This is a genomic window from Streptomyces sp. NPDC017529 (genome assembly GCF_044329785.1).
In the GTDB taxonomy this organism is placed as follows: domain Bacteria; phylum Actinomycetota; class Actinomycetes; order Streptomycetales; family Streptomycetaceae; genus Streptomyces.
Map to the genome: position 1 here is coordinate 110,026 of NZ_JBIRJY010000001.1, position 15,651 is coordinate 125,676.

Annotated in this window: 14 protein-coding genes and 1 pseudogene; 7 read left to right on the plus strand and 8 right to left on the minus strand. The window is 67.6% G+C overall.

Annotated elements, in window-relative coordinates; genetic code table 11:
* Positions 1–149 precede the first annotated feature (149 nt).
* A complete protein-coding gene (locus tag ACH4K4_RS00075; RefSeq protein ID WP_398163691.1) occupies positions 150–791 on the minus strand; it encodes a DUF1707 domain-containing protein in 642 nt (213 codons plus the stop codon).
* A gap of 324 nt (positions 792–1,115) precedes the next feature.
* Here ACH4K4_RS00075 and ACH4K4_RS00080 point away from each other — a divergent pair, with 324 nt between their 5' ends.
* A complete protein-coding gene (locus tag ACH4K4_RS00080) occupies positions 1,116–2,144 on the plus strand; it encodes a methyltransferase (RefSeq protein ID WP_398163692.1) in 1,029 nt (342 codons plus the stop codon).
* 556 nt (positions 2,145–2,700) lie between these two features.
* Here ACH4K4_RS00080 and ACH4K4_RS00085 read toward each other — a convergent pair.
* The 3 genes from ACH4K4_RS00085 to ACH4K4_RS00095 form a co-directional block, all read right to left on the minus strand.
* On the minus strand, positions 2,701–2,967 hold the full coding sequence (locus ACH4K4_RS00085) for a hypothetical protein (protein WP_398163693.1): 267 nt from the start codon (positions 2,965–2,967) through the stop codon (positions 2,701–2,703).
* A 186-nt stretch (positions 2,968–3,153) separates the two neighbouring features.
* Positions 3,154–4,074 (minus strand): transcriptional regulator, encoded by a 921-nt coding sequence (locus ACH4K4_RS00090; protein WP_398163694.1) that lies wholly within the window; start codon positions 4,072–4,074, stop codon positions 3,154–3,156.
* 773 nt (positions 4,075–4,847) lie between these two features.
* Complete coding sequence (locus tag ACH4K4_RS00095; protein WP_398163695.1) at positions 4,848–5,258, minus strand: hypothetical protein; 411 nt, start codon at positions 5,256–5,258, stop codon at positions 4,848–4,850.
* 308 nt (positions 5,259–5,566) lie between these two features.
* On the opposite strand from ACH4K4_RS00095, the gene ACH4K4_RS00100 reads away from it, so the two are divergent.
* The 4 genes from ACH4K4_RS00100 to ACH4K4_RS00115 all read left to right on the plus strand — a co-directional run bounded on the left by ACH4K4_RS00100 (position 5,567) and on the right by ACH4K4_RS00115 (position 10,538).
* The gene (locus tag ACH4K4_RS00100) at positions 5,567–6,334 is read left to right on the plus strand and encodes a thioesterase II family protein (RefSeq protein WP_398163696.1); all 768 of its coding nucleotides are present in this window, start codon (positions 5,567–5,569) and stop codon (positions 6,332–6,334) included.
* 626 nt (positions 6,335–6,960) lie between these two features.
* Entirely contained in the window at positions 6,961–7,419 is a 459-nt protein-coding gene (locus ACH4K4_RS00105) for a hypothetical protein (RefSeq protein WP_398163697.1), read from the plus strand.
* 465 nt (positions 7,420–7,884) lie between these two features.
* Positions 7,885–9,120, plus strand: a complete 1,236-nt coding sequence (locus ACH4K4_RS00110) for a hypothetical protein (protein ID WP_398163698.1) — start codon at positions 7,885–7,887, stop codon at positions 9,118–9,120.
* A gap of 1,163 nt (positions 9,121–10,283) precedes the next feature.
* Positions 10,284–10,538: a hypothetical protein gene (locus ACH4K4_RS00115; RefSeq protein ID WP_398163699.1), complete on the plus strand. Its 255-nt coding sequence runs from the start codon at positions 10,284–10,286 to the stop codon at positions 10,536–10,538.
* Positions 10,539–10,642: 104 nt separating this feature from the next.
* Here ACH4K4_RS00115 and ACH4K4_RS00120 read toward each other — a convergent pair whose 3' ends face one another.
* Positions 10,643–11,356 (minus strand): tectonin domain-containing protein, encoded by a 714-nt coding sequence (locus ACH4K4_RS00120; protein WP_398163700.1) that lies wholly within the window; start codon positions 11,354–11,356, stop codon positions 10,643–10,645.
* Positions 11,357–11,726: 370 nt separating this feature from the next.
* On the opposite strand from ACH4K4_RS00120, the pseudogene ACH4K4_RS00125 reads away from it, so the two are divergent.
* A pseudogene (locus ACH4K4_RS00125) lies at positions 11,727–11,837 on the plus strand (S8 family serine peptidase); the annotation flags it as partial.
* Between the two features lie 245 nt (positions 11,838–12,082).
* On the opposite strand, the gene ACH4K4_RS00130 reads toward ACH4K4_RS00125, so the two are convergent.
* Positions 12,083–12,505 carry a hypothetical protein gene (locus ACH4K4_RS00130; RefSeq protein WP_398163701.1) on the minus strand — a complete coding sequence of 141 codons (423 nt, stop codon included), beginning with the start codon at positions 12,503–12,505 and terminating at the stop codon, positions 12,083–12,085.
* A gap of 346 nt (positions 12,506–12,851) precedes the next feature.
* Here ACH4K4_RS00130 and ACH4K4_RS00135 point away from each other — a divergent pair, with 346 nt between their 5' ends.
* Positions 12,852–13,694 (plus strand): GNAT family N-acetyltransferase, encoded by an 843-nt coding sequence (locus ACH4K4_RS00135; RefSeq protein ID WP_398163702.1) that lies wholly within the window; start codon positions 12,852–12,854, stop codon positions 13,692–13,694.
* Positions 13,695–13,959: 265 nt separating this feature from the next.
* Here ACH4K4_RS00135 and ACH4K4_RS00140 read toward each other — a convergent pair whose 3' ends face one another.
* Both ACH4K4_RS00140 and ACH4K4_RS00145 read right to left on the minus strand, forming a co-directional pair.
* Positions 13,960–14,091 carry a hypothetical protein gene (locus tag ACH4K4_RS00140; protein WP_398163703.1) on the minus strand — a complete coding sequence of 44 codons (132 nt, stop codon included), beginning with the start codon at positions 14,089–14,091 and terminating at the stop codon, positions 13,960–13,962.
* A gap of 74 nt (positions 14,092–14,165) precedes the next feature.
* Entirely contained in the window at positions 14,166–15,473 is a 1,308-nt protein-coding gene (locus tag ACH4K4_RS00145; protein WP_398163704.1) for a PAS domain S-box protein, read from the minus strand.
* Between the last annotated feature and the right edge of the window lie 178 nt (positions 15,474–15,651).

Sequence of the window (15,651 nt, forward strand, 5' to 3'; positions counted from 1 at the left end):
AGCACTTATATCAGGCACAACGCCCGGGAATCCGCCGTTCGGTCCGTCCGGGGTGCCCGTATATCGCTTGCACAGAAACCGTCCGCAGACAACGAAGCGGTGGCCGGCTCGAACGAGCGGACCACCGCTTTGCCACTGCCGTACGCGCCTCAGGCGGAGTTCCCGCCGCGCAGCCACTGCCCGAGCGTCCGCCGCGGATACCTGACCACCACGTCACCGCCGCGTATCCGGCCGCTCACGTTCACACGGAGTTCGACGGGGACGTCACCGTCGGAGCCGGCGGTGCGGTCCTTGACCTCGCCCACGCCCACGGCCACGTCTTTGGTGACCACCTCGATACCCGGCCTGACCACCAGCACCAGGTTTCCGCCGACGCTGACGTAGACGTCCAGGTCGAGAACGTCGTGGCTGAGCACTGCCTCGGTGAAGTCGAGTTTGACGTCTCCCCCGTGCATCCGGATGTCCAGCCTGCGCGGGACCTCCCAGGACCCGGAGCGGTGCAGGGTACCGAAACGCTGGTTGATCTCCACCACGTCCTTGGACCGCGTACTCGGATCCGTGGGAGCGGGAGAGACCGGCAGATCGCGGGTCAGCCCGGCCAGATCGCCGATGGTGCGCGCGGCCAGCGCCGCCGTCACGCGCTCTTCGAGTTCTTCGGTGGTGAGCCGGCCGTCACCCGCAGCGTCGCGAAGAATCTCCACGACCTGGTCCCGGTCTGCGTGCGAAGCCTTCATGCCTTCTGCGGGCACATCCTCTGCGCCGTCGTCGTTCGACGACTTCTCATCGTTCATGTCTACAGCCTCATCTGCCACGGGAAGAATCGCAAGGCGGATCCGGCCAAGTCCCTAACACTATGCGCATATCACCGGGAACCGTTCAACTGACATGTCCTCACGCTTGAACGGCCGTCGACCGCGTCCCCCGTCGGTCAGGAAGCGGTTGAACGACGGCCTGGAGTTCCCGCTTCGCCTAGCGTGGGACGCTCAAGCCGCATCCCATCGCCTGCCCGTCTGCCCGGCTGCCGGCCAGGCGGTCTCTGAACAGGTGCAGACAACGGCTGAGAACACCAATCTGTCACCCGAATCCTGCCATCCGGCCGAGGGAGAAATAGGGCTATGGAAGTTTCGTTGTTGAGTCTTGTCATGGGTTCCATCACGTCAGCGACGATCGGCGCCGCCGCCCGCCTCGGTGTCGCAGACGCCCTCGCGGACGGGCCGGCAACGGGTGCCGAACTGGCCAAGGCCGTCGACGCGGACCCCGAGGCGCTGGAGTCCCTCATGAGGGCCGTGACGGCGCTGGGGGTCTTCGCGCGGGACGAGGAGGGCCGCTACACCAACTCGCCCCTCTCCGAACAGCTCAGGACCGATCACCCCGAGTCGATCCGGCATCTGACCTCGCTGCTCTGCGGTCTCTACGGCCAGGCGGCCAGCGGCGGGCTCACGCAGGCGGTGCGGACCGGCACATCGGTCATGCCCCACGCGTTCGGCGTCTCGCTGTACGAGTACCTGGAGAAGGACGCCGAGACCTCGCGGATATTCGACCTCGCGATGCAGGACTGGGCCCGGCCGATAGGCAAAGTGCTGGCCGAGCACCTCACGTTCGAGAACGTGCGCACGGTGGTCGACGTCGGCGGGGGCAACGGGGCGCTCCTGAAGGCCATCCTCTCGGCGCATCCGCACCTCAAGGGCGTCTGTGTGGACCGCCCGGACACGTGCCGGCGGGCGGAGGCCGGGCTGCGCGAATCGGGCGACGAGGACCTCATCGAGAGGCTGTCCTACCAGCCGTCGGACATCCTCACCGCAGTCCCCGAGGGCGGTGATCTCTACATCATAAAAAACGTCCTCCATGACTGGAGTTCAGAGAGCGGTGTGCGGATCCTGAGCAATATCCGCACGGCCATGAGTGCCGGCGCCCGTACGGGCGGCACGCCGAAGCTCCTGGTCATCGACCCGTTGATGGAGCACGACTCGGGGGCTGCGTTCCGCAACGTCATCAAGATGGTGGTCGGTGAACCCAACACCCGTGAGCGCGGCGAGGCCGACATCCGCCGGGAAGCGGCAGCGGCGGGGCTGCAGGTCCTGTCGATCACTCCTTGCCCTGCGGACCTGAGCGTCGTCGAATGCGTCGTGGCCGAACGCGGGTGACCCCAGGTGCCTGAGCGGCATCCGCCGCGGCGGCACAGCGTGGTTCGTCGTATCCCGCGGCCGACTTCACTCTCCGCGGGATACGGCGCGTCGGCGGGCCCGGCGAGCGCCGGGTGAGACGGTCTTCATCCGGGCCGCCACTGCGGTACGCCGGGTACGGAGCGGCCTCGGGCCAGGCATCGCCGCGCCGGGCCCGGCCGGAGGAACGTTCGTCGGCGGACCCGATGCCACCCGGACCCGCCCCGACCCACGTCCTGCTCCGGCCTCCGCGACGAACACGCTGAACACCTGCGCAGGGCCAGGTTGACGCCGGGGATCGTGGTCGGCAGCGCCCCCTCGCCCCGCGTCCGGCCCAGGGCGAGGCCCGCCCGTACCTGTGGAACGCATTCCCCGGCAGCCAGGACTCCAGCACGGCCCGGACTCGCCGACGATGCCGTGGACCATGACCCTCAGCTTGATTCCGGCATCCTTCGAGAACACCGCCGGATGGTTGGCACTCTGGCGCGGCCCCGGACCGTCTCGGTGCGATGCGGGGTCAGGTCCCACGGCTTCCCTGTCACGCGGCGGTACGGAGCCGGGGCCGCGCCGGCCCGTACTCGACCGAACGACAGCCCCACTCGCAGGCGCACACACGGGACTTGCGACGCGGCACAGTCTCCGATGTGCTGGCGTTGCGCAGCCGCAGCCCGAAGCCGTCGGCGGTCCGCGGGAGGCAGTACGGCGGCTTCTCGCACGCCGCCACCGTCTCCGTGCCCACCTCGATGGCCCTGTTCCCGACCAGCCGGTCCGCCCTCAGCTCCAGCGGGACGTCGCACATCGTCAAACGTGCGCACCCACGGCGGCTGCGCTGTCCCTTCCCATGGCGTGCGGTTACGCACCTTACGCTCGGCTTCGCCGGGGTCGGCCCGGTGCGGCCCTCCCCGGTCGTCCGTACCGTCTGCCGCCGACCGGACCGGCTGGCGGTGCCCGCCCGGTCGGGACCTCAGGACGTGAAGCAGCCCTCTCCGTCCTAGTCGGGATTCACCACGCGCGCCCGTCTGTTCAACTCCTGAGCGAAGTCCTCCCAGATCTGCGAGTTGTGGCGGGAGAGCTGAATGATCAGCTCGATGCAGTGTGAGGGCACCGAGGCAACGATGTCAGTCATGTCCTTGGCGCCCTGCACGTTCTCCTTGAACATCCGCAGCAGTCGCCGCCCCAGCTCGCTCTGTCGCAACGACGGGTCTCGCATGAGCTTTTCGAGCGTGGCGGTGGAAGGACGGCCTGCGACGGCCGGAGCCTGTTCGGGAAGTGGGTTCTTCGGGGCCCGCGCCCCCGAGTTGGCGGGGCTGTTCCCCTGGCTCGGAACAGGGTCGTCACCGCGTTCCAGCCGCCGCCGTACGTCGAGCGCCGTCGCGGGCGACACCCCGGCCGTCCGGGCCACCTGGCGCAGAGAAGCCTCTGGGTTCTCCCTGATGAGTTCGGCCACCCGCAGCCGGCCCTGCGCGCCGTTCAGTGGACGGACCTTGCCGTCCCGCCCGATGCGGAAATCCGATTTCGGCACGGAATCCGACGAACGCCGTAGCGCCGCTACCGCCCGGGAACCGAGGCCGGTGGATTTCGCGATGGCCCGGTCCGACATGCTGGGGTGCGACTTGAGGATGCGCAGTGCCGCCGCGGTACGGTCGGCCTGTGTCAGCGGCAGACCGTGCTCGACATTGGCCTCGACCGCCTTGAGGAACGCGTCCTCGCTGCTGCCGTCGAAAAACTCGACGTCAATGACTTCCAGCCCCTTGATGGAGGCTGCCATCAAACGATGGATCCCATCGATCACCCGCATTGTTTTTCGGTCGACCAGTATGGGAGGGGGCGGGCTTTCCAGCGCCGCGAGCCGTAGTACGTGAACCTTGTCCTCACCCTCGAGCCGGGGCGAATCACCGGGTAAAATTTCCATGATCGGAACCGGAATGATGCGCGACCCGCCGGCTCGGCAATCATCCACTGCAGCCGGAAATGCTCTCCCGCCGACCCGACTCAATCCGCACCCCCATGAGAGCGACGACGAGTCGATGACAGCGAAGAAGAAGGTTCCTCTTCATCGGCTCGCGCCATACGTACCAGAGACCCGCCAGGCGAGTCTGTAATTTCTCAAGAAATCCCCGGCTGAATTACTCGGCCCGGCCTGCAGCTCGGCGGATTCCGGGCCAGAGTAACAGCAGGCGCCGCACGGCAGAAGCAATCAGCCCCGGGCTTGCCATCTCTTTAATGTCTCATTGTGCGCTCTTTAATTGCCTGACGCGAGGCGTACAGCGTTACAGCCGGTAGCGCCTCATCCGAACGCAATCCTTATATCACCCGGGTTTCACTCGGCCGAACAATCACCTTCAAGGTCACCTGGACGCCGCTTTCCAGTCGCGCGTTCCACTCGGCGGACCGCCCCGCCCTTGCCTTACCGTGCCGAAGAAACCCTGAAGGTCAGGATTGCTTGAGATTTCGACCAGTTCTGCACACGGTAGCCCCTTACGGTGACAGAGTGTGAAGTCGACGTCGTCGGTCCGAGCGTTCAACCAGGCCCCCCGAGGCGTTCAACTGACGCGCCACCGCGGGTTGAACGCGGCCGAGCCCAACGGACCAGTGGTTCACCACAATACGGCGAAAGCTCCGGTCTTCGGGACAACTTAGAAAAGTCATCCCGCCGACCGGAGCTCCATCGTGTTTTGTGGCGGGCTACGCCTGGTCCGCGCCCTCCTCCACAGCGGCACTCGCCTTCTTGGTGCTCTTCTTCTTCGCTGTCGCCTTCTTCTCGGGCGCCTTGTCGACGGCGGACGAGCCCTCGACCACCTCGCCGACCAGCACCTGCGATTCGCCGGCCGGAGACTCCTGCGGCACGGCCGGGACGCTGAGGCCGGGCACGGTGAGATCCGGAACCTTCTTTACCGCCTCCAGGGCCGATTCGATCGCCTCGGCCAGCGACGGCGACACCGTGTCATCGAACTCCGCCTTGGTGACGACGACATCGGCATTGGTCGGAAGCGAATCGGTCACGAAGGCCGCGTTGGCGAAACCAGCCTCTTGCAGAACAGCTGACTCTTCATCGGTGATTTCCCTGCTGAGAACCAGCGAGAATTTATGCCCCACGTACGTCACCTTTCAATGTCGCCACGTAATCGGAACAGCAACCGGACCTTTGGGGACGACGCACCAGGCGGCCACGTGCCCTCCTGAAGACATCTATCATCACAGGGGCGTTCCGGTCACTGTTCAACTGCGGCCCGCTGACAGTTGAGCGCACATCGGCGGTCTGGCGAAACATAATGGCGCCGCAATGTCCATGAGTATGAGTAAACCCGGACAAGACCGTGATCCGGTGTCCTTGCAGATGTTACGGCGCTTCGCTAGGTTCGGATTTCATTCAATGAGCCGGTGTGACGACTTTCTGGAGTGGCATGTCTCAGCCTTCGCCCGGAGACGAACTGTGGTGTCGACGTTTCCACCCCGCCAAGAACCCGGCCGCTCGGCTGCTGTGCCTCCCGCACGCAGGCGGGTCGGCCTCTTTCTTCCTCCCGGTGGCTGCGGCGCTGAGCCCGGATGTCGACGTCCTGGCCATTCAGTACCCCGGTAGGCAGGACCGGCGCGCGGAACAGCCCATCGACGACCTGTCGGTACTCGCCGACCACGTTCATGGGATCGTCCGGCGCCAGCCGGAGCTGCCCCTCACGCTTCTCGGGCACAGTCTGGGAGCCGCGCTCGCCTTCGAGGTGACTCGCCGTCTCGAAGCCGAAGGGCACAGCCCCGTGCGGCTGTTCGCTTCCGGGCGCCGCGCACCCTCGACGTACCGGGAGGAGACCGCGCACCGCAGTGACGCGACGATCATGGCCGAGGTACGCCGCTTGAGCGGCACCGCGTCGGCCCTGCTCGACGACGAGGAGATGATGCGGGCCGCGCTGCCCGCGCTCCGCGCCGATTACAAGGCGGCCGAGACATACCGCAGTGAACCCGGCGCCACCGTGAACTGCCCGATCACCGTGCTGACCGGCGACAGCGACCCCAAGACGACGCTGGACGAGGCCAAGGCATGGGGCGAGGACACGACCGGTTCGCTCGATCTGCGGGTGTTCACCGGTGCGCACTTCTTCATCAGCGACCAGTGGAAAGCGGTCATACAGGTCCTGGAGCAGCACTTCCAGGCCGAGGGCGCTCACACCGCCGGCTGACGGGCGCCACCCGGACGCTCTTACGGGAAGCAGCCTCCCACGCCCACGCTCCGGACCGAACGCGTCCCGGCATCGATGGACGGCAACGTTCACCACGCCACAACGACGACGCCCGAACGTCTGCCGGACACGGCTGCGATCGTGCACACGATACGAAAGCCCCGCCCCGGCAGCCGCGATGCCAGGGGCGGGGCGATGTCACGGGTGACTGCCCAAGCCGTGTCACCAAGCAAGAGCATGGCTTCGCGGCGTCGCGTGCGGTACGGGCGGCTGACGTCGCCGCGTTGGCCGTACCCTGCGCGGCCGCCTTGTTCACGGCCTCAACGGCGGCGTTCGCAGTCTTGGTGGCCTCATCGGCATACGTGGTGGGCTTGTTCGCGTAATCGACGGCCTGGCCCGCGTACTTGGGGGCCGACTCGGCGGCCTCGGCGGACTTTCCCGCGTGGCCGGCCGCACTGTTCGGGCCTGATGTGCTCTCGGTGCCTGCCCGCACCAAGAGAGCCCTACACCAAGACCCACGCCCAGGTCGCGATGGAAGAATCGGCCTGGATGCGCCGCAACTTCCTCGCTTCCACCCAGCACAAGACCGCGCAGTTCGACTACGACTCCACACCCACATCGCCGTCATGCAAGGCTCGATCGCCGGTGCCGCAAAGATCGCACCCAAGGCGAAGGAAACCGCCGAACGTGCGCAGGAGGCAGCGGCATACGCCCGCGCCGACGCCACCAAGCCGTTGGAGTGGGCCGCGCAGGCCAAGAAGTCGGCCATCACAGCCGAGGACTACCGGAAGCAGGCAGACGCGAACGCGGACGCTGCCGAGCAGTCGGCCAAGGACACCAGGACAGCGGCAGAAGCCGCGACCCGGGCACATCAGATCACTGTGGCCAAGCGCACGGCCGAGCTGACGGAAGCGGCCAAGCAAGCGGCGGAACAGGCGCGTAAGGCCAAGGAGTCCGGGAAGAACCCCGCCGACACTCCGGAGAACGACAAGACCGACGGGCTTGATGTGACATCAAGCTGGCGCGGAGCCGGCCGACATCACCAGCGGCGCCGGCACCCTTGCCGGGCTCCTCTCTGCCGGTAGCGGGTTCCTCTCGGTGTGGCCGCCCTAACCGGCTTCGTGCCCGTCGGGAGCACCCTCCGCAACGCCCACACCGCACACCATGCACACCCGCAAAACCGCAGGTCAGGCCCCCTTAACCGCCTTCTCCAGAATCATCACGCACTCCACATGATGCGTAACGGGAAACAGATCACGGCTCCCCTCCCCTGACAGCCGCACCCCAGTCCCTCGTTTCAAAGGACGGCCTCCCAGGACGGCCCCCCACTTTTGGTGGCGTACGGGTTCACCGGGAATCGAACCGGACCGGAATCGGTCTGCGCCGAGGGGGCGGAATAGGCCCCTCCGTGATCATTTGTGGCCAGTTACAGCCTCACGCCACCACCCCTGTGGCCGCTACATTCACCCCCGACCGGACACGGACACGACCAGGGGAAACAGGCAACGATGCGTCCCATAGGACCCGCCAGCGGCATCGGCAGATCACTCATGGCGGTGACCGCTACGGCGGCCGCCTGGGCGGTCACCGCCATGGGCCTTGCCGCCTCACCGGCTGCCGCAACGCCCACCATCACGACGACGCCCCGGCCCGGCGACACCTGTACGGCAGCCGACCTCGGCACACGCCACCCGTACATCAAGAGCACCGAAGTGTCCCCGACGATCACCCACTTCAAGGGCTGGTACGTCACCGAGGGCACAACCGGCACCCAGACCGTCACCACCACCACCCAGACGACCATTACGGTCTCCGTCGGCCTCAACGGCAATGTCGAGGGCGGTTTCGCCGTCGAGACCCTCGGCGAGGTCGGCGCAAGCCTGGGCCTGAACGTAAAGGTCGACTACACCTCCACCAGCACCGAGTCGAACGCGGTCACGTGGAACTTCAACCAGCCCGGCTACTACGGTGCCTACAAGGGCACCAAGAAGGTGACCGGTACGTACGGAAGTCTCAACTGCAACCGCGTCCAACAGGACGGTGGCAGTTGGGCGTTGAAGTGGATCGAGGGGCCCGACGGCGGCAACTTCACTACCTACACCACCCTTGAGGAAGGCGCGGTGCGCTGCCAGGACCAGGTGCCCGCAGGCAGCATCATGGCCAAGGCACAGACCCTCCTCGACTGCGGCTCGGCCGCCGCGAAGGCCGAGCACCCGGCGGGCGCGGTGGCGCCGACGGCGAAGCAGCTGCGGGACCGCCTCGTGCAGCGCCCGGCTCTCACCAGCGGCACGTCCGCCGAACAGCCCAAGGCCACCGGGCGTAGCGCGCGGGCCGCTCTCGACTGCCAGGCCGGCGCCTACAAGATCGCCGTACCCGGCAAGCCCCTGTCCTGGGGCGCACCGCTCCTGGCGTCCGACGGTGTCCGCCTGCGGCCCTCGTCGATCTTCAGCGCCCACCTGGACAACTGGCGCCTGTGCAACGTGACGGAGCGCAACGGGGTCCTTGAGGCGTCCCTGTGGAACTGGGGCAACGGCGGGTGCGCGACCATCGCCTCGCAGAACGCATCCACCGAACGGGCGGTCCTGCAAACGGCCCCCTGCGCGGAGGACGACCTCCAGCGGTTCTACATCTACCGCGACGTACCCGGCAGCTCGAAGATCGGTGTACAGAACAAGTACACCGGCTCCATGATGGGCCACGACCGGTACGCGGACGGGGAGTTCATACGCCAGTACTCCAGCGGCAGGCAGGACGGTACGGGTACGTACACTCTGATCGGAGTCTGACAACCCACACCTCGTGAGCGGCCCCGCACGTGAACCCCGACCTCCCGGTTTCGTGCGGGGCCCTCCGCATCCCTACTGCGAGCCTGGCCTTCAGGACCTGAGGGTGTGGCTCGGTCGTCATGGTGTCGGGTGTTTTGGATGCGCGGCACGTTCGCGGGTGGTCCCCGCGGGTGCGGGACTGTTCCCACACCCGGAACGTTCCCCCTTTCCCGCTGTGGGCGGGAGTCCACTGCATGGCGGCTACGGTCTACATGTGTGCTTGCGCCCTGACCGGGTGGCCCGTCGAACTCTGGCCGCATCGCGTGGCGTTGAAAGGAACATGCATTACCAGACCGCCCCAAGCACCTGTGGCCCGTGTTCACAACAGGCTTGGCTCTGCTGTTTCTTACCTCTCTTGTGCGCGGTGTGTGCTGGGTGCTCGCCTCGGATCACATGCGAAGCGGGCGCCACGACAGCGATAGCAACACGCCTGGCGAAGACCGCCGATGCCGCGGCGATCGCTCCACCGCTGACCGCCTCCGCGCCACCCGGCGTCGGCTGGATTCCATACGGCGCCGAAAAGTACCCCTCGGCGGCGGAGCGAGGAGCCAGCCCGCGGCCCAGCGGAGCGCACGGGAGCGCCGCACCGTCAACGGCTGAGCTGGTCAGGCCTGCAGGTGGCGTCGGCGGCCGGTATCCAGGGCGTGCCAGCGGGTTCGGACGGCGGCTTCGCTGTCGAGCCACTGGATGACGGAGCTGGTCGAGTGTGACTGGTCGCCTATGGCGGCGGCGATGTGAACGTAGTAGCCGAAGTGCCGTTCGCGGTGGCTTCACGCAGCCGGTCGAGTCACCCGGAGTGTCGTGCTCTTCGGCAGCGGTGCGGGCGGCTTCGAAGGCGGTGATGGCGCGGTCGATACACGCCAGGGGAAAGCAGCGCCGCAGGAGGAATCCCGGGAACGGGTCCTGCGACGCTGTCGTCGTTCGCCGTCCCGCCCGCGCTGAGTGGCCGGTGCTCATGTCGCTTGCCCACCGGCCACACAACACTGGAAAGGAAGACAAGAGATGGAAGAGGCTGTACCGCCTGGCGACCTGGCTGCTGACGGCCACGGACTGGCGGTCTGACCGGCTGCCGACCGTCTGCCCCTCTGGTCCTATGATCGACGCCGGTACGTAGACTCCGGCCAATGGCCATAGGATTTGCGATCTCGTATGTGCTGATCGGTGTGCTCGTCCTGTTCGACATCGGCGGGTTCATCACCCGGCGTTGCGAGCGGGTGCAGCGCACAGCGGCGGAGCGCCACCGCGACATGATGGCCCGCCACGGTCACCTGCAGACCACCTACGTGGCGGGCCCTCTCGCCCAGCCGGCGTTCCTCCGCGCTCTGGGAGTACCGCTGATCGCTCTGGGCGGCCTGTTGTTGCTGCTGCACCTTGGCTGACCACGCCGCGCGCAACCAGTACGTCCTGAGCACGAGCAAAACCTTCCGACCTGTTCAACATCACCGCTAGCGGTCCTGGCCAGAGGCAGGAATGACGGGGGAGGTTAGCTGGGCTGGTCGCCGGTGTAGCGGTAGATCTCGCCGGCGGTGTTGAGGTGCCACGCGGTGCCGTCGGCGCCGGCGGCGATGTCGGTGGCGGTGCCGGGGATCTTGATCCACGGGTTGCCGCCGCTGGCGTCGTTGTTGGTGTACCGGTAGATGCTGCCGGCGGGGTCGACGCCCCACACGTTGGTCCGGGAGCCCACCGCGATGCGCTTGAGGCTGCCGGAGACGCCCACCCACGCGTTCGCGCTGTTCTGGTCCCCGGTGTAGCGGAAGACCTGGTTACCGCTGTTGACGCCCCACACGGTGCCGTCGGCCGCGGCACCGATGTCACTCAGGCCCCCGGGGACCTTGGTCCAGGGGCTGGTGTCATAGTTGGTGTACCGGTAGATGGCACCGGCGGAGTCCACTCCCCATACATTCGTCCGGGAGCCCGCGTCTATGCGGACCAGGCTGCCGGAGATGCCCTTCCACGGGTTCGCGCTGTCCTGGTCGCCGGTGTAGCGGAAGATGTGGTTGCCGCTGTTCACGCCCCATACGGTGCCGTCGGAGCCAGCACCGATGTCACTCAGCCCGCCGGGGACGTTTTGCCAAGGGTTGGCGTCGTAGTTGGTGTGCCGGTAGATGGCGCTCGCCGCGTTCACGCCCCACACCGTCGTCCGGGACCCCGCCGAGATCGCGGTCAGACCGCCCGCAACCTTCACCCAGTCCGCCATGCCGAACCACCCTTCGTTGAACCCACTTGGGCTGCCATCCTCGTCCGGGAAGAGAACGGGCGGAACAGGCGAATATTCGTTCTAGTGTCAAACGAGACAGCGCATCCGTGTTTCATCCGTCCCGCCTTGGCAGGGGCCGGAGGGGAGCGGCTCGGCCGCGAGCATTTCGGCTCGAAACGACGTCCTACCCGAAGGGGATCGACACGAGAGCCGTTCCGTGCCTCCTCCCCCCGGACCGTTCCGTGCCTCCCCCTGGGATGGGAGAAGGGCAAGCGCGGACAGCCGAAGCGCTACTGGCCGTGCTGTTCCGCTGCTCTCACGCCGCGTGACGGGCAGTCGAGGAAGGGGACGGCTTGACTCCTCCCGGCAGGCGCCGGGAACCTCCGATGCCACCGCCTACGTCAGCAGCGCCGCCACCCTGCTGCGCGCGAAGTACCCCGAACTGACCGCCGGGCAGATCGCCAACCGGCTGGTGAAGACGTTCCTGAGCGAACTGATCATGGCGGCCGTCGGTGGCACCCCCCCCCGGGCGGCATGGCCGTCCTGGCCCTCGTCATCGTCCTGGTCGTCCGCAAGAGCAACCGCCGCAACGGCCCGCCCCCCGGCGGCCCGGGCGCCGACACACAGCCATCCGCATCCGCAGCAGGTGTCCTCACGGCGTTGATGTCCACGGTGTAGTCGGTCTCGAAGCCGGACCATGACGGCGGGACGGAACACGCCGGGCCGTCAGTCGCCGGTGCAGCGCCGCATGCATCCGCTGTGCGAGGTGAGGCTAGTGATCTGCCAGCCCCGGGTTTTCCACTCCGCGCCCAGCCGTTCGACCTCCGCCAGGTACGCGTCACGGGAGCGGTAGGACGGGCGCCAGACATAGGTGGGCTCATCCCGCGTCTCCCCGAAGTCCTCGAAGCCGAAGTCGTCGACGCAGCGCGTGCTGCCCTTGGTCTCAGCGGCCCCCACGCTCTCGGCCTGCGTCAGCTGCTCGGCAACGTCGGTGCCCGCCCGGCGGGTCTGGGCGTCGCGTAGGTGGTACGTCGCGGCAGGGTATACGGGACCACCAGCCAGCAGAGGCAAGATGCGGCCGCCATCGGCTCCTTCCAGGACTCCGAGATGGCCGACGTCAATGGCGATGTCGAGCACAACAGCAGCCATCGGCGCCTCGCCACCGCAGTGGGGCGCTACCACTACGAGCCACTTGCGCCACTTGCACATGCGACTTCGGCTTCATTGCGGGGCTGGCGATGTTGGCCACCGGCCTGCTTCGCTGCGTTCAGGCGCGGGCCGGCGGGAGGAAGCGCCGAGGCGACGACGGGACCGTCAGTGATGTGCTGGGCAGCTTGTGCTCCGTGCTGCGAGGAGGCCTCGATGGCGCCGAAGTCCAAGGTCGAGCTGTACGCGGCGATCCGCCGGGTCTGCCGTGCCGGGATAACTCCGTTGCTTGATCCGGGAGCGATTCGGCAGCATGGCGCCCATGCAACGCCATACCCACACCGGCCCTATGACGCTGCGCGCCATGCAAGGTCTGGCCAGGCGAGTATTCCCGACGACCGGCTACCGTCACATCGGCGACCTCGCCTGGAACTGGTGCCTGGCCCTCGACCGGGCCGACCAGCACCCCACAGCGATCTGGATCCATAACAACCAGACCCTGGCCTGGGGCTGGCTCGAACTGCCCGACACCCTCATGCTCCAGGTCGACCCAAGCTGCCCCCAACTGGCCGACGAAGTACTCGACTGGGCCGAGCAGGCAGCCCACGGAGCGTTAAGCGTCGAGGTCGCTGAGACGGAACCGCATCTGGCCACTACGCTGGAGCGGCGCGGCTACACCCGCGCCCCCGACGGTCCTTTCATGGCCGCGATGCACCGAGCGCTCACCCACCTGCCGGACATGCCGCCCCTGCCGGATGGCTACCTGATCAGGGCCCAACAGGACCACAACGATGTCGCTGGACGTGCGGCAGCACACCGCGCCGCGTTCGGCTCGACCCGGATCACGACCGAGCGCCATGCCCGCATGAGGAGCACGTGGCCCTACCGCCCTGAGCTCGACCTCATCGTCGTCTCTCCCGCCGGTGACGTCGTCGCCTACTGCCAAGGCTGGTACGACGAGGCCAATAGCATCGGCGAATTCGAACCGGTCGGCACCCATCCCGGGCATCGCCGCCTGGGCCTGGCCCGCGCGGTCTGCACCGCCGTACTCCACGCCTTCGCCGACGTCGGCGGGCACCGTGCCACCGTCTACTGTCGCGGAGATGCCGCCTACCCTGTCCCAAAGCAGCTCTACGAGTCCATGGGCTTCACCCCCTTCACTCGGACCCACACCTACACCGCAAAGGCGTAAGCCGCGCCATAGGCCAGCACTTCGCGGCGTTTCCGTAAGTCACCGACATTCCCGCTTGGACAGCAGCGTCTTGGGCAGTTCCTCGCTGCGCATGGCCCGGTCGATAACCAGCAGATTAAAGAGACCTGGAACGTTAAGCGCAAGGCGAACGTAGGCGCCGTCACGGCCTGTCCAGCGTGTAACGCCGGACCGCACGGCACGGCAGGTGTACTCGGGAGGGGAATGGCGGCCCCAGGCGGCGAATGATCGGCAGTGTCAGGGCGCGTCAGGGATGGGGCTTCCCCGGCGCTCCTGCGGCGCGCTCGGTGAGGTGAAGCGTTCCCGCGTCCGGCACGTCCGGCAGCCCGCTGTTCGGCGAGGCCGTGCCGCCCACCCCTTTCTCGGAGCTGATCGCCATGTCTCCTGCCGCTCCGTCCAGTCGCCGCTGCCTCCCGGCGGCCGGGTCCCGGCCATGGGCGCGACCCGCGCATCTCAGCGTGAGCTGAGCGGGTCGCGGGTCGCGGCCGGGCGCGGCGGCCAGGCGCGGGGGACGAGGATGCCGAGGACGTAGGCACGGGCGACGAGGGCGGGCCTGGTCTCGGCGCCCAGCAGGTCCCGGAGCCGGCTGAGGTGGTAGTCGACCGCCTGCCGGGAGAGCTTCAGCGAGGTGGCGATCTCGACATTGGTGCTGCCGCCGGCGAGGAGGGACAGTATGCGGACCTGCGCGGCGGTGAGCGGCGGGTGGGCCTCGTGGGCGATGCTCTGGTCGGTGACGACGGCCCACACGTGCGCGACACGGCCGACGGGCCCGCTCACCGTGGACAGGTGGAGCTGCGCGCGGCGCTGGCGCCCCTCGGTGTCCAGGAGTACGGCGGAGGTCTCCGCCCGCCTGATGCGGCGGGTGATCAGCCCCTCCCAGGCGCGACGCAGGGGGCGGAGGTCGGGCGTGGCGGCGAGCAGGGTGTGCGCACGGCGGCCGACGAGGTCGGACAGGCGTGTCCGGAACAGTTCGGCGGCGGCCGTACCCGCCTGTTCGATACGGCCGCCGACCGAGAGCAGCGCGCAGGGCAGACCGCTGTAATCCCGCAGCGCGCGCAGTTTCTCCTCGGCCTCCTGGCGCTGGCTCGTCGCGCGGACGTGTTCGGTGATGTCGACATAGATCCCGGCCACACAGGTCCGGCCGTTCTCCTGGACCGGGAAGCGGTGGCCGGCCGCCTGCCCCGTGCTGCCGTCCGAACGGTGATAGCGCAGGTGGTGGCGGACCGGCTTGCCGCGGCTGAGGATCTCCTGGTCCAGGGCCCGGAACTGGGCGGCGTCGGAGGGGGTGTCGAGGTCCTCGATACGGCTGCCGACGACCCGCTCCGGTGTGGTGCCGTAAAGATGCGCGTAGGCGTGATTGGCCCATAAGTAGCGGCCGTCACGGTCTCGGAGGAAGGCCGCGGCCGGCGCGAAGTCGGCGAAGTCCGCGAAAGCGGCGTACGGCCGGCCGCCCGTGGGCTGCGTATCGGCCTCCATCGCGAACCCGCGCGTCCAGCCCCGGCTTCCGTCCTGAGGCCATCTCACGTTGAAGGTCCGGCCGTCGAACTGGACCAGGGGATGGCTGTCTTCGAGTGCCTCTCCCGGAGCGGACAGCTCTTGGCGCGCGTGGTCCAGGAAGCGCTGCGCGGTGGGCAGGTCGGCGAAGGCCCCGCCGCCCCGCTCCTTGACGCGCCCCTGCTCGTCGGCCTCCCACCAGGACACGGGGAGGTGCTCCAGCAGTGCTCTGAGACCGGAATCGTCCACGACGGCCTTTCCGTCCATGTTCCCACCGGGCGGCGGGAAGTGACATGGCGATGCCTATCCCGTGCGGTGTCCAGCCATGCTCGGTTATCGGCCGACTGCGATACGTGAGCGCTTCGCCGGGGCAGCTTGCCATAGGTGATCCACAACCTTCGTCCGCACTCCAACGATGTCCACGACTTTGGCATTTGCCTGATTG

Coding starts and splice junctions, on each gene's coding strand:
- ACH4K4_RS00135 (WP_398163702.1), top strand. CDS start 12,852: ATGACGCTGCGCGCCATGCAAGGTCTGGCCAGGCGAGTATTCCCGACG.
- ACH4K4_RS00100 (WP_398163696.1), top strand. CDS start 5,567: ATGTCTCAGCCTTCGCCCGGAGACGAACTGTGGTGTCGACGTTTCCAC.
- ACH4K4_RS00140 (WP_398163703.1), bottom strand. CDS start 14,091: ATGGCGATCAGCTCCGAGAAAGGGGTGGGCGGCACGGCCTCGCCGAAC.
- ACH4K4_RS00110 (WP_398163698.1), top strand. CDS start 7,885: ATGGCGGTGACCGCTACGGCGGCCGCCTGGGCGGTCACCGCCATGGGC.
- ACH4K4_RS00115 (WP_398163699.1), top strand. CDS start 10,284: ATGGCCATAGGATTTGCGATCTCGTATGTGCTGATCGGTGTGCTCGTC.
- ACH4K4_RS00120 (WP_398163700.1), bottom strand. CDS start 11,356: ATGGCGGACTGGGTGAAGGTTGCGGGCGGTCTGACCGCGATCTCGGCG.
- ACH4K4_RS00130 (WP_398163701.1), bottom strand. CDS start 12,505: ATGGCTGCTGTTGTGCTCGACATCGCCATTGACGTCGGCCATCTCGGA.
- ACH4K4_RS00090 (WP_398163694.1), bottom strand. CDS start 4,074: ATGGAAATTTTACCCGGTGATTCGCCCCGGCTCGAGGGTGAGGACAAG.
- ACH4K4_RS00080 (WP_398163692.1), top strand. CDS start 1,116: ATGGAAGTTTCGTTGTTGAGTCTTGTCATGGGTTCCATCACGTCAGCG.
- ACH4K4_RS00075 (WP_398163691.1), bottom strand. CDS start 791: ATGAACGATGAGAAGTCGTCGAACGACGACGGCGCAGAGGATGTGCCC.
- ACH4K4_RS00105 (WP_398163697.1), top strand. CDS start 6,961: ATGCAAGGCTCGATCGCCGGTGCCGCAAAGATCGCACCCAAGGCGAAG.
- ACH4K4_RS00145 (WP_398163704.1), bottom strand. CDS start 15,473: ATGGACGGAAAGGCCGTCGTGGACGATTCCGGTCTCAGAGCACTGCTG.